The organism is Sporosarcina sp. FSL K6-3508 (assembly GCF_038615825.1).
Classification (GTDB): domain Bacteria; phylum Bacillota; class Bacilli; order Bacillales_A; family Planococcaceae; genus Sporosarcina; species Sporosarcina newyorkensis.
This window is the reverse complement of record NZ_CP152016.1, coordinates 1512931-1533922: the sequence shown is the minus strand read 5'-3', so window position 1 is coordinate 1533922 and position 20992 is coordinate 1512931. Positions and strand designations below refer to the sequence as shown.

At 42.4% G+C, this 20992-nt stretch carries 22 protein-coding genes; 7 read left to right on the top strand and 15 right to left on the bottom strand.

Features of this window, described 5'->3' with window-relative positions; translation table 11 throughout:
- Positions 1–2: 2 nt before the first annotated feature.
- The 6 genes from prmA to hemW form a co-directional block, all read right to left on the bottom strand.
- The gene (prmA, locus tag MKX97_RS07185; protein ID WP_009496913.1) at positions 3–947 is read right to left on the bottom strand and encodes a 50S ribosomal protein L11 methyltransferase; all 945 of its coding nucleotides are present in this window, start codon (positions 945–947) and stop codon (positions 3–5) included.
- 15 nt (positions 948–962) lie between these two features.
- Positions 963–2084, bottom strand: a complete 1122-nt coding sequence (dnaJ, locus tag MKX97_RS07180; protein ID WP_009496915.1) for a molecular chaperone DnaJ — start codon at positions 2082–2084, stop codon at positions 963–965.
- A 136-nt stretch (positions 2085–2220) separates the two neighbouring features.
- A complete protein-coding gene (dnaK, locus tag MKX97_RS07175; protein ID WP_009496917.1) occupies positions 2221–4053 on the bottom strand; it encodes a molecular chaperone DnaK in 1833 nt (610 codons plus the stop codon).
- 45 nt (positions 4054–4098) lie between these two features.
- Complete coding sequence (gene grpE / locus MKX97_RS07170; RefSeq protein ID WP_009496919.1) at positions 4099–4677, bottom strand: nucleotide exchange factor GrpE; 579 nt, start codon at positions 4675–4677, stop codon at positions 4099–4101.
- Positions 4674–5729, bottom strand: coding sequence for a heat-inducible transcriptional repressor HrcA (gene hrcA / locus MKX97_RS07165; protein ID WP_050804625.1), 1056 nt, complete (start codon positions 5727–5729; stop codon positions 4674–4676). The genes grpE and hrcA overlap by 4 nt, the downstream gene beginning before the upstream one ends.
- A gap of 90 nt (positions 5730–5819) precedes the next feature.
- Positions 5820–6959, bottom strand: a complete 1140-nt coding sequence (hemW, locus tag MKX97_RS07160) for a radical SAM family heme chaperone HemW (RefSeq protein WP_340758747.1) — start codon at positions 6957–6959, stop codon at positions 5820–5822.
- 410 nt (positions 6960–7369) lie between these two features.
- On the opposite strand from hemW, the gene MKX97_RS07155 reads away from it, so the two are divergent.
- The 3 genes from MKX97_RS07155 to MKX97_RS07145 all read left to right on the top strand — a co-directional run bounded on the left by MKX97_RS07155 (position 7370) and on the right by MKX97_RS07145 (position 9331).
- Positions 7370–7870, top strand: a complete 501-nt coding sequence (locus MKX97_RS07155; RefSeq protein ID WP_009496925.1) for a YhcN/YlaJ family sporulation lipoprotein — start codon at positions 7370–7372, stop codon at positions 7868–7870.
- A gap of 170 nt (positions 7871–8040) precedes the next feature.
- Positions 8041–8460, top strand: coding sequence for a transposase (locus tag MKX97_RS07150; protein WP_342537272.1), 420 nt, complete (start codon positions 8041–8043; stop codon positions 8458–8460).
- A gap of 10 nt (positions 8461–8470) precedes the next feature.
- Positions 8471–9331, top strand: a complete 861-nt coding sequence (locus tag MKX97_RS07145; RefSeq protein ID WP_342537271.1) for a manganese catalase family protein — start codon at positions 8471–8473, stop codon at positions 9329–9331.
- Here MKX97_RS07145 and MKX97_RS07140 read toward each other — a convergent pair.
- The 3 genes from MKX97_RS07140 to MKX97_RS07130 all read right to left on the bottom strand — a co-directional run bounded on the left by MKX97_RS07140 (position 9328) and on the right by MKX97_RS07130 (position 10686).
- Positions 9328–9555 carry a hypothetical protein gene (locus MKX97_RS07140; RefSeq protein WP_009496931.1) on the bottom strand — a complete coding sequence of 76 codons (228 nt, stop codon included), beginning with the start codon at positions 9553–9555 and terminating at the stop codon, positions 9328–9330. The genes MKX97_RS07145 and MKX97_RS07140 overlap by 4 nt on opposite strands.
- Positions 9524–9940, bottom strand: coding sequence for a hypothetical protein (locus MKX97_RS07135; protein WP_342537270.1), 417 nt, complete (start codon positions 9938–9940; stop codon positions 9524–9526). The genes MKX97_RS07140 and MKX97_RS07135 overlap by 32 nt, the downstream gene beginning before the upstream one ends.
- 560 nt (positions 9941–10500) lie before the next feature.
- Positions 10501–10686: a DUF6877 family protein gene (locus MKX97_RS07130; RefSeq protein ID WP_342537269.1), complete on the bottom strand. Its 186-nt coding sequence runs from the start codon at positions 10684–10686 to the stop codon at positions 10501–10503.
- Positions 10687–11091: 405 nt separating this feature from the next.
- Here MKX97_RS07130 and MKX97_RS07125 point away from each other — a divergent pair, with 405 nt between their 5' ends.
- Positions 11092–11469, top strand: coding sequence for a hypothetical protein (locus MKX97_RS07125; RefSeq protein ID WP_342537268.1), 378 nt, complete (start codon positions 11092–11094; stop codon positions 11467–11469).
- 765 nt (positions 11470–12234) lie between these two features.
- On the opposite strand, the gene lepA is transcribed toward MKX97_RS07125, so the two are convergent.
- The 3 genes from lepA to gpr all read right to left on the bottom strand — a co-directional run bounded on the left by lepA (position 12235) and on the right by gpr (position 16033).
- On the bottom strand, positions 12235–14058 hold the full coding sequence (gene lepA / locus MKX97_RS07120; protein ID WP_009496938.1) for a translation elongation factor 4: 1824 nt from the start codon (positions 14056–14058) through the stop codon (positions 12235–12237).
- An 83-nt stretch (positions 14059–14141) separates the two neighbouring features.
- A complete protein-coding gene (spoIIP, locus tag MKX97_RS07115; protein WP_342537267.1) occupies positions 14142–14942 on the bottom strand; it encodes a stage II sporulation protein P in 801 nt (266 codons plus the stop codon).
- A 53-nt stretch (positions 14943–14995) separates the two neighbouring features.
- Positions 14996–16033: a GPR endopeptidase gene (gene gpr / locus MKX97_RS07110; protein WP_342537265.1), complete on the bottom strand. Its 1038-nt coding sequence runs from the start codon at positions 16031–16033 to the stop codon at positions 14996–14998.
- Between the two features lie 196 nt (positions 16034–16229).
- Between gpr and rpsT the strand changes: the two genes are divergently transcribed.
- Positions 16230–16481 carry a 30S ribosomal protein S20 gene (gene rpsT / locus MKX97_RS07105; RefSeq protein ID WP_009496941.1) on the top strand — a complete coding sequence of 84 codons (252 nt, stop codon included), beginning with the start codon at positions 16230–16232 and terminating at the stop codon, positions 16479–16481.
- Between the two features lie 45 nt (positions 16482–16526).
- Here rpsT and holA read toward each other — a convergent pair whose 3' ends face one another.
- A complete protein-coding gene (gene holA, locus MKX97_RS07100; RefSeq protein WP_009496942.1) occupies positions 16527–17534 on the bottom strand; it encodes a DNA polymerase III subunit delta in 1008 nt (335 codons plus the stop codon).
- A 124-nt stretch (positions 17535–17658) separates the two neighbouring features.
- On the opposite strand from holA, the gene MKX97_RS07095 reads away from it, so the two are divergent.
- Together MKX97_RS07095 and MKX97_RS07090 are read left to right on the top strand one after the other, a co-directional pair.
- Positions 17659–17826 (top strand): hypothetical protein, encoded by a 168-nt coding sequence (locus MKX97_RS07095; RefSeq protein ID WP_009496943.1) that lies wholly within the window; start codon positions 17659–17661, stop codon positions 17824–17826.
- A gap of 120 nt (positions 17827–17946) precedes the next feature.
- Positions 17947–18081: a YqzM family protein gene (locus tag MKX97_RS07090; protein WP_040758137.1), complete on the top strand. Its 135-nt coding sequence runs from the start codon at positions 17947–17949 to the stop codon at positions 18079–18081.
- Between the two features lie 65 nt (positions 18082–18146).
- On the opposite strand, the gene MKX97_RS07085 is transcribed toward MKX97_RS07090, so the two are convergent.
- Positions 18147–20411, bottom strand: a complete 2265-nt coding sequence (locus MKX97_RS07085; protein ID WP_342537264.1) for a DNA internalization-related competence protein ComEC/Rec2 — start codon at positions 20409–20411, stop codon at positions 18147–18149.
- Positions 20412–20428: 17 nt separating this feature from the next.
- Positions 20429–20992: a ComE operon protein 2 gene (locus tag MKX97_RS07080; RefSeq protein ID WP_221835044.1), complete on the bottom strand. Its 564-nt coding sequence runs from the start codon at positions 20990–20992 to the stop codon at positions 20429–20431.

The following is a 20992-nucleotide window of genomic DNA, read 5'->3' as shown; positions in this document are numbered from 1 at the left end:
AATTATCCACGCCCTTTGCGCGCAATAATTGCTACCCAATCTTCCATGAGCACTGTCTCGACAATTTCAAAACCTTGCGCGATTAAATCTTCACGTACTTCATCACGTTTCTGAAGTATGATCCCAGATGTGATGAATAGCCCGCCCGGCTTAATCAGCTTAAATGCATCTTTCGAAAAGGACATGATGACATCCGCAAGTATATTCGCGATAATCAAGTCAGGCGGCTCTTCTATCGCATCCAGCAAATTCGCTTCCAAAACTGTAATCCGATCATCCACATGGTTGTATGAAACATTTTCCTGCGCCGCCCGGACAGCAACTTCGTCTAAATCCAGCGCAGTAATATGTTTCGCACCGAGAAGAGCGGCACCAATCGCCAGAACGCCCGAGCCTGTTCCGACATCTACAATACTTTGATCAGGCAGCAAATACTTCTCGAGTGCCTGCAGGCAAAGAACTGTTGTCGGATGAGTTCCTGTACCAAACGCCATCCCCGGATCAAGTTCAATGATTAATTCATCCGTTTCCACCGGTGTATAGTCTTCCCAAGTAGGCACAATTGTAAAACGCTTGGAGATTTTTACCGGATGATAATACTGTTTCCAAGAGTTTGCCCAATCTTCTTCGTCGACCTCTGTAATTCCAATTGTGAAGCGCCCTGGATCGAGAGAAAATTGACGGAGCCCCTCGATTTCTAATTCTAATTCCTGAACCGTTTCATTGATGAAACTATTAACCGGCAAATAGGCTTTGATGATGACACCTTCACCCGGAAAATCTTGTTTATCCAGCGCATAGAGTTCACCGTATTGGTTTATCCGTTCTTTATCCGGCTCTGTGGAATCTTCTATGATGACACCACTAGCTCCCGCTTCATGCAGTATATTGGCCACGGCTTCGGTTGCTTCATGCGTGGTATGGACGGAGACTTCTGACCATTTCACAGTTTTTCAATCCTTTCATTCGCCTTTGAAAGTACGTTTGATTTTGTCGAAGAATGAGCTGGAGTATTCATCAGGTGTTTCGCCTTCAATTGAGGCAAATTCTCTCAGCAACTCTTTTTGTTTTTCTGTCATCTTTTTCGGAGTAATTACTTTGACGATGACGTGCTGATCCCCTACTCCATGTCCGTGTACGTTCGGTACCCCTTTACCGCGCAAACGGAAAGTCGTGCCGTTTTGAGTACCAGCCGGGATTTTCAACTTTACTTTCCCATGTACGGTTGGAACTTCGAGTTCATCGCCGAGTGAAGCTTGCGGGAATGTTAAGGACAATTCTAGGATAATATCGTCTTCCTCACGGATAAAACGTTTGTGTGGACGGACGTTAAAGACGATATATAAATCTCCTGGAGGTCCTCCGTTAATTCCTGCCTCACCTTGACCTCCTACGCGTAAACGCTGGCCTTGGTCCACTCCTGCCGGAATTGAAACTTCAATAATCTTCTTTTTAGTGACTCGGCCTTTACCGTGACATGTTTCACATTTTTCAGGAATGATCTTTCCTGTTCCTTGACAAGTGGAGCATGTTCTGCGGTTCACTACTTGGCCAAACGGAGTATTTTGCGCCACTGAAATTTCGCCGGAACCATTACATTCTGTACATGTTTTGACACTTGTACCTTTTTTGGCACCTGTTCCGTCGCATGTGTCACACACTTCTTCACGTGGAATTTCGATTTCAGTCTTTTTGCCGAAGATGGCATCCATGAAATCCACTGTCATCGTATATTGAAGGTCATTTCCTTTTTGAGGAGCGTTTGGATCTCTTCTTCTCGCACTGCCGCCAAAAAATGTACTGAAAATATCTTCGAAACCGAAGCCTTCAGCACCGCCGCCGCCAAAACCGCCAAATCCTTGGCTCGGACCTTCATGACCATATTGGTCATAGCTGGCACGTTTGTTTTCATCGCTTAGCACTTCAAATGCTTCCGTTACTTCCTTAAATTTCACTTCAGCATCCGCTTCTTTGTTCAAGTCTGGATGGTATTGTTTGGAAAGCTTCCGATACGCTTTGCGGATCTCTTCCTTTGTGGCGGACTTAGAGACCCCCAACACGTCGTAATAATCTCGTTTACTCATTCACTGCACCCCTCATCGCATTTTACCTGTGGTCCATTGTAACATGTTGAAATGATTTTTGTTATGATAACAGACGAAAAAGTCAAAGCCGGAATTTCGGACTTTGACTTTTCCGTCAACATCTATTTCAATTCAATTATTTCGTGTCTTTATCGTCTACTTCTTCAAAATCTGCATCGACTACATTATCGTCTGCTTCACCTGGTTGCCCATCACCTTGAGCAGCTTGAGCTTCTGCTGCAGCTTGCTCATAAAGCTTGACGGAAAGCGCTTGTACCAATTCGTCGAGTTTTTCTTTCTTCTCGCGGATCTGATCAAGATCTCCAGATTCATTTGCAGTTTTCAACTCTTCTAATGCTTCTTCTGCGCTTTTCACTTCAGCTTCATCTACTTTGCCTTCAAGATCTTTTAGTGTCTTTTCAGCCATGAAGACTAGCTGATCTGCTTCGTTGCGCAAATCTGCTTCTTCTTTACGCTTCTTATCATCTTCAGCGTGTGCTTCTGCGTCTTTTACCATTTGATCGATTTCTTCATCAGAGAGACCTGAAGAGGATTGGATCGTAATGTTTTGTTCTTTCTGTGTTCCTAGATCTTTCGCTTTTACGTTAACGATACCGTTTTTATCGATGTCGAATGTTACTTCGATTTGCGGTACACCGCGTGGTGCCGGTGGAATATCCGTCAATTGGAAACGACCTAACGTTTTATTGTCAGTTGCCATTGGACGCTCACCTTGCAATACATGAATGTCTACTGCTGGCTGATTATCCGCTGCAGTGGAGAACACTTGTGACTTACTAGTCGGGATCGTAGTGTTACGCTCAATCAATTTCGTGAAGACCGAGCCCATTGTTTCGATACCTAGAGAAAGAGGTGTAACGTCAAGCAATACAACATCTTTTACGTCTCCTGTCAAGATCGAACCTTGAACTGCTGCACCCATTGCAACGACTTCATCCGGGTTAACGCCTTTAAACGGCTCTTTCCCAGTCGCTTTTTTGATCGCTTCTTGTACAGCTGGAATTCGAGTAGAACCACCAACTAGGATAACACGATCGATTTCAGACGGAGACAGTTCAGCATCTTTAAGCGCCTGACGAGTCGGCACCATTGAACGCTCTACTAAATCTGCTGTCAACTCATCGAACTTAGCACGTGTTAACGTGATTTCTAAGTGAAGTGGACCAGCCTCTCCAGCAGTGATGAACGGCAAGGAAATCTGAGTGGAAGTTACACCCGACAAATCTTTCTTCGCTTTCTCAGCTGCATCTTTCAAGCGCTGCATTGCCATTTTATCTTTTGATAGATCGATTGCATTTTCTTTACGGAATTCTTGTACAAGATAATCGATGATGATGTCGTCGAAGTCGTCACCGCCGAGCTTATTGTCACCCGCTGTAGAACGTACTTGGAATACACCGTCACCAAGTTCTAGGATAGAAACGTCAAATGTACCGCCACCTAAGTCGTACACAAGGATCGTTTGGTCTTCATCCGTCTGATCCATACCGTATGCAAGTGCCGCTGCTGTCGGCTCGTTGATGATACGTTCTACTTCAAGACCAGCGATTGTGCCTGCATCTTTCGTAGCTTGACGCTGTGCATCGTTAAAGTAAGCCGGTACGGTAATTACCGCTTTCGTTACTTTTTCACCTAGATAGTCTTCCGCATAACCTTTCATATATTGAAGGATCATAGCTGAAACTTCTTGAGGTGTATATTCATTATCTTCTACTTTTACTTTGAAGTCCGTTCCCATATGTCTTTTCACGGACATGATCGTATTCGGATTCGTGATGGATTGGCGCTTTGCAACTTCCCCTACTTGGCGCTCTCCATTTTTGAATGCTACGACTGAAGGAGTTGTACGGTTACCTTCAGGATTTGGGATAACTTTCGCTTCTCCGCCTTCATATACCGCTACTACTGAGTTTGTTGTACCTAAGTCAATACCAATAATTTTACTCATGTTCAATTTGCCTCCTAATTATTCGCAAGTTAGTTTTGTCTGTTTTTATTCGTTTACTTTGACCATGGATGGACGCAGCACACGTTCTTTCAGCTTATACCCTTTTTGAAGTTCTTCCAAAACAATGCCGGAAGCTTTCTCTTCATCATTTCCTGTCATAACTGCTTGATGGAAATTCGGATCAAACTCCTGATCAATTGCTTCGATTTCTTCCAGACCTTCGGATTTCAATGCTTCGACCAATGAGCGGTAGACCATATCCATGCCCGTCAAAATCGACTGACTTTCTGTTTCTGTTGCCTCAACAGATAGAGCGCGTTCGAAATTATCCAATACAGGCAAAATATTGACCATCACATTTTGTGCACGATAGGTCTGCAACGCTTGATAGTCGAGGGAAGCTCGTCTTTTTACGTTTTCCATATCTGCCAATACACGCAATTTCTTACCCTCTTCTTCCTCAAGGGCTTTTGTCAATTCATCTATTTTTTTCTTTAGTTCGTCTTCTTCAGTGACTTCTTCAGCTTGTTCTTCTGGCTGATCTGTCGTATGTTCTGCATCTTGTTCTTCTTCAGAACCATTCTCAAGTTGTTCATTTTCATTGAGTTCTTCTTTTTCAGTCACGTGTCTTGCCTCCTATCTGCGTCTTGTCCGATCGTCAATCTATGAAGTGCAGAAGATAAATCACTGCTTAAAATATCGAGCAGCGTGATCACTCTTCCATAATCCATTCGTTTCGGACCGATAATTGCAATGGAACCTTCCATATTCTCACCTGCAGAGTATGTGGATGTGATAACACTGTAATCTTCCATGTCGATCACTTTGTTCTCAGAACCGATTCGAACTTGAATCCCTTGTTCGTTCTTCTGAAAAATAGCCATGGCAGGATTGCCTTTTTCAATCAGCTCAAAGAAGGACTTCATTTTTTGAAAGTCATGGAATTCCGGTTGCTTCCACATATTCATTTTCCCACCGAAATAAAGACGTTCTTCGGGTTCTACCGCAACCGCTTGCTGCAGCGAGCTGAAGAGTTTCTCGGCATGATGAATATGTTGTTCAAAAACATGCTTTGCTTCCTGTAACAACTTTTGCTGCAGCTGTACAAGCGAGGTGCCTATTAGGCGTTCATTTAAAATATTGACCGTCTTTTCAATTTCTGAAGCAGTCAATCCTTCTGGAACATCAAAGATCCGATTTTCCACATGACCATTATCTGTAACGATAATGGCGACTGCCTTCTTTTGATCCAAAGGAACAATTGAAAACTTTTTGACGGCGTGCGTCGAAGTATCAGGTCCCAGCAGAATCGAAGTGTAATTCGTCAGCTCCGATAAAATCGTTGCAGACTTACGTATTAGCTCTTCAGATTCCCCTACTTTTTCCTGAAACAGTGTTCGCAGCTGCAGACTGTCTTCCAAGCCTAGAGTTTGCGGCTGCAATAAATGATCCACAAAGAATCGATACCCTTTTTCAGAAGGCACTCTTCCGGATGAAGTGTGAGTCTTTTCAAGAAACCCCAAATCCTCGAGGTCCGCCATGTCGTTCCGGATAGTGGCCGAACTAAACGGCGCCTCCGGTTTCTTTGACAGTTGCCTAGAGCCTACGGGTTGAGCAGACTCGATGAAATCTTTCACCGTCAATTGTAGTATGAGCAATTGTCTGTTTGTCAACATGATCATCACTCCTGTTAGCACTCATTAACTTCGAGTGCTAATACTACTCATAATTTATCAAATTACATTTTACCTGTCAATGAATCAAGCTCACTCTTCAAGTAAAAATTGTTCAAATACCGTATTTCCTTGAAAGACACCTTTTTTCGTCAGACAGAGACGATCCTCTTTCATTTGCAGTAAGCCTTGCTGCTGCAACTTTTCAATGGATTGTCCGAATACTTCTTGAATCGGTCGCCCGTATTTCCGTGCGAAATGCTCCATGGAAACACCTTCGATTTTTCGCAGACCTAAAAACATTTCTTCTTCCATCGATTCGCCTGCTGTAACTTCATGTACTTCTTTAAGAGGTAATATCCCCTCTTCCAAATGGTCGATATAATGTTTTAGCGGACCTACGTTGGCATAACGTTTCGTCCCTAAATAGCCATGTGCGCCTGCACCAATACCTGCATAGTGAGAGTTTTCCCAATAAATCAAGTTATGAAACGAAGGATAGCCCGGAATGGCAAAATTACTGATCTCGTACTGTTGTCTATTTGCTGCATTCATCAGGTCAATGACCATTTCAAACATTTCTGTTTCGGTATCTACTCCAGGCAACGGCAACTTTCCTTTGATCATTCGGTTGTAGAATACAGTTTTCGGTTCGACGATTAAGGAATAAGCAGAGTAATGCGGTAAGTCGAGAGCTAGGGCCCGGTCAAGCGTTTCTTGCCACTCTGAAACTGTTTGGTTCGGCAAGCCATACATTAAATCTAAGCTGATGTTTTCGAAACCAATGGATCGGGCAGTAGTAATCACGCGTTCCACATCCTCAACAGAATGCGTTCGACCGATTTGCTTTAATAAGCGTTCATTAAACGACTGGACGCCAATCGATAAACGATTGACCCCTTTCTCCTTTAAAATGAAGAGTTGTGCTTCGGATAGATCATCCGGATTTGCTTCTGTCGTAAATTCGCGCAACGACGGGACATCAATGTACTGCCCGACTATTGTCAACAATCGATCGAGTTGCAGAACAGAAAGGGCAGTCGGTGTTCCCCCGCCTAAAAAGACCGTTTCCACTTGTTCAAATGAATGACCTGCCTCCTTCATCAATTGAAACTCTTTTCCGATCGATTCAATATATTGATCGACAGGCTGATTCTTTAAGAAAACTTTATTGAAATCACAGTAATGGCAAATTTGCTGGCAAAACGGTATATGGATATACACACCCCGCATGCGGTCACTTCCTTCTATCTTAATTCAATATGTAAACGTCAAAAAGAGGGCGCTTCTGCCCTCTCTTTAAAGTCGTAGTTCATCTTCATCCATCTTCAGAACCGCCATGAATGCTACTTGCTGATTAGACTTAACAAACTGTATCATACAGCATCGCGAGATACTATACAAACGTTTTAGCCATGCGTGTTTGTCAAGGTTTGTTTTAACACAAAGTTACTTAGGGTCGCTTAGTGAAATTTTCGCTGTTCGCTTGGCTGGATGGCAATAGGAGGAAAAATCTATTCAAGCATCCATGCAGTGATTTCATGACTCTTATTAAAGGGTCACGATTTTTATTGGTATTAGACACATTAAAAATCTTCTATATGGACACACTAGATGTGAATACGCTATAAGGAGGAAAGTAAATGAAAAAAACAAGTTTTTTAATGATTGTTCTTTTGGTTGCACTGGTCGTGATGGGTTGCGGAACAAAAAAGGATAACACAACTCCCGTTGAAAAAAATACTACTACGAATGAAACATCAAATGATACCGTTGACGAAGATGCTACTTCCCCTAGTACTAACGAGACCAAGGTAGAGACTGCTGATGAAGCTGCAGACAAAATCACTGAACTGACAGAGGTGGATAATGCCACTGTACTGGTTACTGATCATAACGCTTATGTTGCTGTTGTCTTAAAGGATAAGGCAGTGGAAGAAGCGACAAAAGAGCTGGAGGATAAAGTTGCAGAAAAAGTCCGATCTTCTAATTCTGCTATCGAGAATGTCTACGTTTCCCTTAATCCAGATTTCGTCGAAAGAATGACCGATTATAGGGAAAAAGTTAGAGCGGGAGAGCCAGTAGAAGGATTCTTTGATGAGTTTTCAGAAGCAATGAAACGAGTATTCCCTGATGCACATTAACATCTCAACATAATTAAAAAGTAATTAACTACTTTTATTCCTTTTTATAAAGACGGCTTTAAACAATAAAGATGCCTCTATTATTGGAAAAAAGCGGTCCGTCCAATTAAGGATATGATGTACACCCCGAAAGTTAGAGTTTCAAAACCTAACTTTTGGGGTGTTTTATTATGGCTAAGTATAGTAATGATTATAAGAGGATAATTATTCATGAATATCTTGATGGTAATTCTAGATATAAGACATTAGCCAGAAAATATGGCGTGAAGGTTGATATACAAATTAGAAATTGGGGGAAGTCTTACGAGAAGTATGGTGTTAAAGGAGTATTTAGAAAGAAAAGTAAGGAAGTTTACTCTTTTCAATTCAAGCTTGATGTACATAGCTTTATGAAAAGGACAGGTATTTCTTTAAATGAAACAGCACTTCATATGACCTCACTCCCTTTTTGCGAAATAAAAAAGAGGACAACAAATGACGCAGCGCCATGCTGCAATCAAATGTTGTCCCCGGTTTTTCCAGTAGACTTTTATAAAATAAGAATATTTTTTTCATTTTGTCTGATACTGAGTATTACAAACAATAAATGAGGTGCTAAATTTGTATTACTACAAAGAAGAATTGATTAACCCTATCACTCCTCCCGATCAACCAGACCCTGCAGCTGCGAAGGTACTGCAGGAAATTCTAGGAGGTCATTATGGAGAAATGAGAACCATGATGCAGTACTTCTTTCAAAGTTCTAATTTCCGCGGAAAAGACACACAATATCGAGATTTACTCCGCGGTGTATTTTTGGAAGAAATCGCTCATGTTGAGCTTGTGCAAAATACAATCAATCAATTACTAAATGGCTCTGGTGATACCGATTTACCAGGTAATAGCGGAAGAGATCATGCACCACTAGAAGATGCGGTAAGACACGCAAATCCTCATCATTTCATCATGGGCGCTCAAGCTTCTCTTCCCGTTGACGCCGCAGGAAATCCTTGGAACGGTTCTTGGGTTTATAGCCACGGCAATTTGATTGGTGATTTGCTTGATAACCTAGTATTGGAATCAACTGGTGTCTTACAAAAAACTCGAATTTATGAAATGAGCTCCAATAAAACTTTCCGTGAAACTTTAGCGTTTCTTATTGTCAGAGATAATGCACATCAAAATGCATTCGCTAAAGCGTTGGAAACTCTAGGCGTTGAATGGGGCAAGCTTTTCCCAGTCCCGAATTACGATATTAATAAATATCCTGAATGTAGAAAATATGTTGAATTAGGTTATCATAATGCACAATTCAATTTCAGATTAGACCCGACTAGAATCGGTGAAGTTTTCCAAGGCCAGTCTCCTAGTAGAAATAAGGAAGAACTTAACGTAACCCCTCCACCAGCTGGCTTCCCGGTCCCACTTATGCCTGACATGCCTAATGAGCACAGCCCTGGTATACAAGACATGAATAATTAAGTGAGGTCAGTCCCTATTCGAGGGACTGATTTTAATCTTTTTGTATAACTAACTTCATAAAACAACGGCTTATCATCCTGCCAGTTGAAGATTTGCTTCCCGAATCCCTCTCCCGGCTTGTCCGACTCATCTATGAACTTATCCATCACTCGATAAACCGCGTTTTTCACTTTTACAAACTTGCCTGCTCTCTTAACGTATACATCTTCTTGAATAACACCCAAAGGACCCCTCCTTGTGTGTTATACTAATGTCAGCCATGATGGGAGAAATCCTGTCTTTTTTATGTCTTAATACTCCATCGATAATGCAATAAACGGCTTGCACTTCTAATTGATACACATTTACATTTTCCATTCCAATCACTCCCCGATTTTTAGTTTCCAAACAACCCAAACCGCCGCTGCTCAATTTGCCCCGCTCTGCCTGATCCATCACAACGAGCGCAATGCTGCGCTTATTCGTCTTAAATTCCTTCGCCGGCTCACTGTTATCAGCGCCAGCATTCCACATCTGCCGGAAACGGAACAGCTCGCTCACTTTCCACTTCCACTTGACTGTCGCATCCTCTAACAATACGTAGAATGGCTCATACCTAACGCTGACCACTTATTTCATCTGCCATAAACTCATTTATTACATCAATGATTTCGTAAGGTTGTATCGTTCTTCCATCAGCGTCGCAATGTGTAGCAAGTAGTTTCAATATCTTTACCAATTCCCGCAGACAGGCGTTTTCCCGTTTATAATTTAAAGCCGCTTGACAGTTTCCTCTTGATTCTTCCGACAGGGATTCATTTAGCATTTCCACATCCTGCGCTCGTTCTGCTTGCTGGATGAGCCATCTCAAGTCATTTAACAATAGTTTCCGTATCGATTCGACCTAACGCACTACCTCCTGCAACCGTGCCGCATTCGTTTCAGTTGTCATACCAATACCTTCGTTCCTTTTAACGCATTGGTCAGCTGCATAAAACGATCTGCGTCCCCACAAATCCAACGCATGGTCAATCTGTACCAACAACATGTCCCTATCGGTTATGATCGTTTCACTATTTGAAGGAAACTCTTACTCTTGACGTTTCGATGTAGTTTCCTCGTGCACAACTACGACGTTTTTTAAGAGACTTGGGTGTACATTCATGTATGTCCTCCTCATATAAAACTCTTCACTGTTCATCCTGATTCCTCCCCACTATATTTTCCGCATATCTCAACTGTTGCCAAACATACTGATCATTATGATTGCCGCCGCTAGCACGCCAATCATCTATGTGTAGGTGTATGTCTTGAAACACCTCTAACGGCAACTGCTCCCGCATGTTGTTGATTTCATAAATCGAATTTTTGCTCATGCTCTTCTCCTGTTGTCCAAAATTTACTATGTTTATTAATAGCCCTACTTGCTGAGACTGTAATTACACCAAATGGTGAGTGTAGACCGCGCTTTGCGGTCTGTTTGTCATGAGATTTCAGCGTAAACATTCCATGACCTTTCGTTTCCCTTTACGGTTAATCTTTTGTCCTGGTGAACCATCAATCCGCATGGTGTCTTCCAGTGAACCGACACGCCCGTCCAACACTTTGTATTGCTGTTCCTACAAATATTGAAAGCGGGGATGAAATTTTAATCATTTGTTTATTTGAATAATTTTAAGGAAGCGGAAAACATGCATGGGTGACTATGTAATAGAGGTAAAAACTGTTTCTATTATTTTGACTTGGGCATGGCGGATGGCAAACGGTAAAGGATAGAACGCGTGGTAGTGCCTGACAAGAAAGAAACAGAGCGAGCATCGAGACAAGCAATAACAGAATATGAAAACACGGGTATGTATTTCGAGCCAACTACAATGGCCGTTGCAGACTTTATGGATTACTGGTTCAAAGGATACACAGAAGTGAATCATAAGGATAATACGCAGCTGAACTTTGAAAAGGCTATTCGTTTTCAAATTAAGTCGGCAATTGGAAAGTTCCGGTTTCGGTTGCGGTCTTTGACTCACGCTATCTTGCAACAATTTGCGAATGATTTATATAGAGAAAGTTATGCCAAAAAGTCATTGAGTATCTTTGGAAATGTCGTTAACCACGCACTACGACGCGCTGTGCATCCATGGGGCTTAAACAAAGAATAATCCATCTTATGACGAAAGAAAGCGTTTTGAGAAGGAATTAAAGATTTTACCGATAGAGGACTTAAAGAAGATTAGCGAGCAGTTGAAAGAAGATCATCCGCTATACTTTCCTTTCCATATTGGACTGCATACAGGTTTGCAGGTGAGTGAAGTGTGGGCTTGCGGGGACATATCGAGTTAGCGAGAGGTCATTACATGTAGAGCAAGCTATGATCAATGAAAACAGTCAGTGGGTATTCGACACAACTAAGGCGATATCATCTGAACGTCAGATTTCATTGAGCACTACAATCGTCCAGACATTAAAAAAACACCGCACTTGGATTCAGAAAAATCAGCTCAAGTACGGTGCCCATTATACAAAATCAAACATGTCTGAGTGAAAAAATGTGGTAGCATTATCACGCTAGTGTCATTAAATATAATACCCGGGAGATGCAAGATACTCCAAGTATTGATTTCAACTTCCATACACTGCGTCATACCCATGTAACAATACTCATGGAAAATAGTGCAAAGGTGAAAGTTATCCAAGCAAGACTCGGTCATAGTAGATCAGCCATTACCATCGGCACCTATTCACACTTAACGCAAAAGATGCAAACTGAAACGATTGATATCTTTGAACAATTCATGCAAGCTTTAAAATGAAACACAGTTTTCACTATTTTGCACTGCCACCGTATTTTTTATATGATGGCAACACGGTGGCAAATCATTTATATTAACAACCCACACAATATACAAATCGCATACCTACGCTAGTTAATCCTCATCCATCTTCAGTACCGCCATGAATGCTTCTTGCGGAACTTCTACAGAGCCCACTTGCTTCATCTTCTTCTTACCTTCTTTTTGTTTCTCAAGAAGTTTACGTTTACGTGAAATATCTCCACCGTAACACTTAGCTAAGACGTTCTTACCCATTGATTTGATTGTCGAACGTGCAACGATCTTTTGACCAATCGCTGCCTGTACCGGCACTTCAAATTGCTGTCTTGGAATTAAGGACTTCAACTTTTCTACGATTGCTTTGCCGCGTTCATAACTGAAATCATTATGGACGATAAAACTCAAAGCATCGACTTGTTCGCCATTCAACAGGATATCCATTTTCACGAGTTTCGAACGTTTATAGCCGATTAGCTCGTAGTCAAGAGATGCATAACCTTTCGTGCTCGATTTTAATTGATCAAAAAAGTCATAAACAATCTCAGCCAATGGAAGCTCATAAATCACATTGACACGGGTGCTGTCCATATAATCCATCGTAATGAAGTCGCCGCGCTTGTGCTGGCATAATTCCATTACAGCTCCTACATAATCATTCGGCACCATAATGGAAGCTTTGACGTACGGCTCTTCTACGAAGTCGACTTTTTGTGCGCTCGGCATCATGGATGGGTTATCTACATTAATGGAAGAACCATCTGTCAAATTGACTTTATAGATAACACTTGGTGCCGTCGTGATCAAGTCGATTTTAAATTCGCGCTCGATCCGTTCCTGGATGATTTCCATATGTAGTAAACCTAGGAAACCACAGCGGTAACCGAATCCAAGTGCTTGTGAAGTCTCCGCTTCATATTCGAGGGCAGAGTCATTAAGCTCCAGTTTTTCAAGAGCCTCACGTAAATCATTGTATTTTGATGTGTCAATTGGATAAAGACCGCAGAAAACCATCGGATTCATCCGACGATAACCTGGCAACGGCTCACTTGCAGGATTGTCAACAATTGTGACCGTGTCCCCTACGCGTGTATCCCCTACATTTTTAATGGACGCCGATAAAAACCCGACGTCTCCAACTGTTAATTCTTCTCGTGGGGAAATGGTGGGCGTAAAGACACCCGTCTCAATGACTTCAAATTCTTTCCCTGTCGCCATCATCCGAATTTTATCGCCAGGCTTTACTCTTCCTTCAACAATCCGGATATTGACGATGACGCCTTTATATTGATCATAGTGAGAGTCAAAGATTAGCGCTTTCAATGGAGCATCAGGATCTCCTTGTGGTGCAGGTACTTTTTCGACGATTTGCTCAAGGATCTCTTCGATACCGATACCAGCTTTTGCTGATGCAAGAACTGCTTCAGACGCATCGAGTCCGATAACATCTTCAATCTCTTGTTTGACACGCTCTGGATCAGCAGCCGGAAGATCGATTTTATTAATAACGGGTAAAATTTCCAAGTCATTGTCGAGTGCCAGATAGACGTTTGCCAATGTCTGAGCTTCGATTCCTTGAGCGGAGTCCACTACTAGGATTGCACCTTCACAGGCAGCCAAACTTCTCGATACCTCATAGGTAAAGTCGACGTGTCCTGGTGTGTCAATTAGATGAAAGGTATATTCTTCTCCATCTTTAGCGTTGTATGTCAATTGGACGGCATTCAATTTAATCGTGATGCCGCGCTCACGTTCCAAGTCCATGGAATCCAATGTTTGTGATTTCATTTTTCGTGAGCTTACTGTTTCTGTTTTCTCCAAAATCCGATCAGCCAGCGTCGATTTCCCGTGGTCGATATGGGCGATAATAGAAAAATTTCGTATATTCTTTTGACGTGCCAATCTTTGTTCTTGATTCATCCCTGTTCACTCCTACGTTTACGAACCTATTTAGACTAATTGAATTATAGCAGTGAACCGTGCAGACTTCAATATTTGAAAGATTATTGCACAGTCAGTAAAGCAGATACGGATTCTCCAATAATCGAAACTGTCTGATTTAGCTCTGCTTCGTTATTTCCCACACCGCCAAGCTCGACCAAGATCATGCTCGTGTCCAAATCCTGATTGTATTTGCCATCTACTCCACGGCCGCCTTTAACAATAATCTCCCTTGTAATTCCGGGTACTCGCTTATCCATTTCACTTTTTAATTGTTTTGCCTTAGTTAAGTTTTTTTCGAAAAACGGATGATCCCTTCCGACAACAAACGCGACCTTTGCATATCGTTGGTTGTTATGTGTAATTGTCGTCTTTGAAGGTCCTAAAGAATCTCGATGCAGATCAATAACCAAGTCGTATGATTTACTCTTCACTTTTTCCTCAACATAGGGACGGATGGCCGCATAAGAGCGGTGATAGGGAATTTTCTTTTGTTGCATAATTTTCACAATATCGATATCCAGCTGTTCGGCCGTCACTCCATTGACAAGTAGGTTATCTTTCAGTTTGCCGCCTACTTTTACAATATTTTCTGAATGATGAGAGGCTGCCACTTTTCCATCGACCGCTTTAGTAATAGGTTCGTACGCTTCATGAGAATGGGTAGAATAAATGAGGACATTGCCTTCTGCTTTCGGCTGAATGTCTTCCTCTAGCACATTGGATGCGTAGACAATCATGCTGGGCTCCTTCAAAGAGAGGGTGGATGGAATATTGGACTGTTTGGGTAGGAACTGCAGAACTACAGGGAAGATGAACAATAGAAAAATGATGCTCATCCAGATTTTTAAAGTTTTTTTCATTATGATCCCTCCATCTTCCACTCTATGCAGAAGAAAAAAGGACCATGACTGGACTAGGCTTTTACTTTATGGACCCAGTCCATCAAAGAAGACGACAGGGCAGAGGCATATTGCGCTACCCACGAGTCAATTTCTTTTGGCGAAATAAATGTAGACAGTTCTTGACTCGTAAGTACTTCTTCAAATAATTGAATACGCTCATCATGCGTCCAAGAAGACCAATCTCCAAATATAGGTGCCAATGAAGTACGGTCTGCATCTTTCGTCGACCGCTGTGGAAAACGACCAGTCGCAAGCTTAGACGACGGCATGCCTTCCTCCTCGATTTTCGCAGCAATATAACCGAACATTGTATCAATTGCGTCCGCTACGAGCACCGGACCATCCACAACAGTCGGGACACCGATCGCAATGACAGGGATCCCAAGACTTTGTTCCGAAAGCTCTTTCCTGCTATTTCCTACTCCAGAGCCCGGATGGATGCCGGTATCTGTCAACTGAATCGTACGGCATAGACGTGAACTGCTCCTAGCAGCCAGCGCATCCACGACAATTAAGACATCAGGTTTCCCTTCGTCCACAATCGCTTTGACAAAAGAAGCTGTTTCGAGTCCCGTCTGAATCGTAACACCCGGTGCATAAACTATTACACCACTATCATCCGCTTCATAATAGTCCGGAATGATTTCCTTCACAGAATCCATCGTGATTGGTCCTACTGCGTCAGGGGTGATATCCGGATTGCCTAATCCGACAAATAACAGCTTCCCGACTTTTCCTAGCACTTTTTCCTTGATCAAAGCGTCCATTTTTTCTACAACCAGTTTGCAGAGCTTTTGTAATTCATCCGTTTCATGGACAGCGAGCGTTGGAATGGTCAGCGTAACGTATGTGCCTTTTGCTTTCCCAATCTCTTCTTGCCCTTCAGCAGTAACTTTTACGGTGGTGGATTTTATCCTTCCGATCACTTGTTCTTCTACTTTAATGCCTGATATTTTCTTTAGTTTATTTTCTTCACGATCCGATTGATGCTTGACAAATTCATCACTCTCATCGATCAAATCGGTCCGATAGTAATTGATCTTGTCCATTGTCTTCACCTCTTTACTTGAAGCTTGTGCAAAATCCGGACGTTTATTCTAAAAGTAATTGCTGTAAAGCCAATAAGCTTTACCTTTTTTTCTTGCAATCTAACAGAAGCTTTGTTAAAATTATGCTTGTTGTAAAGAGATGTCCGGATGATTGTGGAAACACTCTTGCCTTACCTGAAAGCTGGAGGTGAATGAAATGCCAAACATTAAAGGTGCAATTAAACGCGTGAAACAAAGTAGCGCTGCTAATGAGCAAAACTCTCATGTCAAAGCTGCTATGCGTACAGCAATCCGTAAAGCGGACGCTGCTCTAATTAATAACGAAGAGAACGCACAAGCGCTTTTGAAAGACGCTGTGAAAAAAGTGGATACTGCTGCCCGTAAAGGTCTTATCCATAAAAACACTGCTGCTCGTCAAAAATCACGCTTAACTAAAAAAGCTCAATAATGAACTGTTAAAAGACTGCCTATGTGGGCAGTCTTTTTTTCTTTATTATAATCCGTTCAGTAAAAACAATTCCAATCTTCTCTGCCGATTGCCGCTTGTCGTCTTCAATTGAAGATCGATTGTCGCTAAATCATCCAATGCCTTTAAAAGGATCTGCAAAGTAGGCAGATTTCTCTGCATCATCAGTTTGACCCGATACGGATGAACGTGAAGCGTAGTAGCAATTTGCTGTTGCTGATAGCCTTTTTTACGCAAATTCACTATATGAATCATTAGACGGACTTGGCTTGCAATCAATGACGCCAGCATAATAGGCTCTTCTCCGTTACGAAGCAAGTCGTGATAAACCGATAGTGATTCCGATTTTCTGCCATTTACAAACGAGTCAGTCAGACGAAATACATCCATTTCAGGAGTCCGCGCCACCAGTTGTTCGATCATTTCAATCGTCACGATCCCATCAAAAGACAAGTATGCGGCCAATTTCTCCACTTCCGTCGATAACGTCAGCAAATCTGTACCCGCCATTTCAAGTAGAAAAGCAGCTTCTTTTTTATCAATTTTAATTCCTTTGTCTGTTCCTTGCTGCATAATCCAAGTGGTTAGATCCTGACCTTGCAGCGTCTCCGCTTCCACTACAACGGCATGCTTCTTAATCTTCTTAGTGATTTTTTTGCGCGCATCGAGCTTTTCATAAGGCGCCACAAAGACGACCGTCGCAGTAGGAGATGGATTCTCCAACCACTTTTCCAATAATTCCAGTTGATGCGGTTGTTTCTCTTTCGAGTTATCGGTAGCTTTCAAAAATGAACAGTTCTTCGCAACAATTAATTTATGTTCGACTAAAAAAGGCAGTTCATCCGCTACTTCGAGCACCGCCTGAATCGGAAGCTCTTCCAGGTCAAAACGATTCACTTCAGAAGAAGTCATTCCCGGCACCGCACGGATTAACCTTTTCACTGTTTCATCAATCAAATGCTGTTCCGTCCCGGTTAACAGATAAACGGACTGGATCTTACCTTTTTCAATCTCATTCCATATTTTTGTGACCATGTTCTTCACCTCGATTGACAACTATCTTTTAGTATAACGTAAAAAGCTTTACGCAAAAACCTTTGTCCACTATACATTAAAATCAATACGTTCTCCATACTAACTTCAAAAGGAGGTTTTATTGATGACAGAAAACAAACGAAAGAAAACAGACCATCGTGCACCAGCTAAAACGAATGAAAGAGAAGAAATTTCAAACGAGCTGACTGAACTGGGTCACTTACAGCCAAAACATGAACCGATGACACCGAACCATCGAGAAACTGCTGAAAAGGATAAATACTACGGATAAAAGCCATACAGTCTTTGAACAAATTGTGTCATCCGTCAATGAACCGCCATTAAACTGCAATTTTTATGGATTTTTCATTCACTTTCCTCTATACTTAGTATGGAATTAGGAGGTGTAGCAATGAATGAATTTGAACATGATGTCCAATCAAAACGGAATGACGCGATTGATTCAGGCATCGGCTTTATAGTATCGTTTATCGGTTTTTCTGCAATTTTTGTTGTTGCTACGATCATCGATATCGTCGCCCGCTAATCAATATTGGATAAAATAGACACAACCGTCTCTTGGCGGCTGTGTCTATTTGCATTTTTAGGATTCTATCGACTGGAAGAAACACTGTATGACTGACCTTTCACTCGAATTTCGATTGTACCTCTCTCCGCTGTTGACCAATATGGAATTCCATGTTCATCAAACCGCTCAACTACTTCGGCATGCGGATGTCCGTAACGGCTATTTCTACCTGCAGAAATTACGACGAATTCCGGTTCTAAGAAACGAATGAACGGCTCAGTACTCGATGTTTTGCTGCCGTGATGCCCGGCTTTTAAAACTACTCGCCCAAAATCCGTTGTTGGATATCTGCGCAAAAATCGCTGCTCTCCATCCGACTCTAAGTCTCCAGGAAAGATAAATGACAAGTCTTCTGTTGCCATCATCATCACTAACGAGCTATCATTCCCATCATATTCTCTTTCTTCAGGTGCAAGGTATTGAAAATGATAAGTCCCGAGTTTCCAATGCGCCCCTTCACCAACCAACTGAACCGGGACATTTTTCTGCTTCGCCAATCGCAGCACTTCATCCATCGTTTTCTCTCGCTCGCTCCCGGGCGGAATATGAATTTTCCGTACCCGCAGTTCTTCTAAAACTTCATCCGCTCCTTCCATATGATCGAGGTCTGCATGTGTAATGATCAACTTATCGATCGTCGTGATGCCTTTCGCCTTCAGATACGCAACGACAATGTTCCTGCCGACTTCGAATGACTGTTCAGGCGTCTTCCAATTCTTCTCGCCAAAATGAATCACTCCCCCTGTGTCGATTACATAAACTGCTTTCCGAAAAGGCATTTCAATGATCGTGCTGTCCCCTTGCCCGACATCTACGTACGAAACAATAACATCTGTATGCAATATCGGCTTGAATTCTAAATAAACCGCTGGCATGAGCAAGCAAATCACGCCAAAAACAATCGATTTCTTCCTTTCAAGACAGACCAAAAACAGTAAAATACCTACCACGGCCAAAGCTGCACCGATTCCGTCCGGTTGCCCGGGAGTCCAGACCTGATAAGGCAATGAAGCGAACCAAGACGTCATACTTCCAATCCATTGGCGAAATGGTTCATACACAATGAAGAGTGTGTTTGACAAAGGAGGTAACAAGTAGCTGCAAGCAAGCAGAACGAGATTTGCAGGCAGAATGACGACAGAATACAGCGGTACATAAAGTAAATTGGCCACAAACGAAGAAATCGACAGTTCGAAAAAATGGTATAAGAGCACAGGATATAATGCCACTTGCGTGATGACCGTCACTAAAAACGAGACATGCAGGCTGTTTTTTGCATTTGTGAGAATCTTAGATGAATAGAGCAGCGAAAATGCGGCTAAATAAGAAAGTTGGAAACCTGGCTGAAAGACGATAAACGGATGCAACCAAACAAAACCCATCGCACTCAATGCAAGCGCATCATCGAGGCGCAGCTTCAGCCTTCCCGATGCAGCGAGCAAGAGAATCATCGTCACTGTCACTGCACGCCATACCGAAGGAGCCCCACCCGCAATACACGCATAGATAGGAAGAAAGATCAACAGACAATACGTCACCCATTCCTTGCGAAAACCAAGGCGCAGCAAAATTTCCCGAATGAAAAAAGTCAGCAATCCTACATGCAGCCCTGAAATGGCAAATAAATGTGTGATCCCGAGTGTCCGATATTCTTTTTGCAACGCTTCCGTCATACCTGAACGATCGCCTATCAGCAAAGCTTCCGCTTCTGTAACGAGTGACTGTGGAAAATTCATCTCAATATGCTTTTTTATATCATGTCGATAATAGGATAATCTTGAGCGGACAGTGGACAAACGTTCTCCTGATTGAAGTTCTGTCACTTCTAGAATACCTGCAGCCCCATTCATTCGTAAATAGCGCTGCATGTCAAACGCATACGGATGCGCCGCTGGTTCCGAATCTTTTTGCTGCACCACGGCAGTAAATTGGTAAGCCGCCAAATTTATCGACTGGAAACGTTCCTTCTCATGTTCTGACTCAAATGGATACATCAGATACACAACCGTGCCATCTACCAAACGTGCGAAACCTTTTACTTTGCCGCCATCTATTTTCGCTTGATCTTTCCATTGAAAAATAACAGTTGAAGAGTGGTCTGGAAGAGATGATGTCTTATGGGAGAAATAATAAAATGAAAGAAATACAGTTGCAGTGCAAAGAAAGAGATGCAGAAAATCTCTGCGCAAAAAGAGGAATGGAATGAGGAATAATAAATTCAGTAATAAAAGCGACCCTGAGAGCTCAGCTGCAAATGCAGAAATCGCTATAAGGATCGCTATATACATCCATCGTATCGATCGGATCAGTTGCCAAATAAATGATTCACCCTTTGCGAAAGGGCATCCAATTCTTCATCGTCGGCGCCAAGCGCTTGCATTTTTGTCAGCATTTCACTGAACAAAGCAAACTTATCTTCACTCGCGAAGTCGATCGAACGTTCATCAAACGAAACTTTTTCAATTTCTACTCCAGCTTGCTCAAATAGCTCCAAGGCATATTCGCTGTTGCGATAATCCGTTGCATAGTTGACACGCTGAATCCCCGCTTGAATCAATGCCTTACTGCACTGCAAACAAGGAAAATGTGTCACATAGATCGATGCTCCCGCAACTGGTATGCCATATTTCGCACATTGCAGCAAGGCATTCATCTCAGAGTGGATCGTCCGTACACAATGATTATCTACCACATAGCATCCATGCTCAATACAGTGGTCACCGCCAGATATTGATCCGTTGTAACCCCCTGCAATAATTCGTTGATCGCGCACCAAGATGGACCCGACTGAAAGCCTGGTACATGTGCTGCGCATCGCCAGCAAATGACTTTGCGCCATGAAGAACTGGTCCCAAGTAATTCGCTCCAT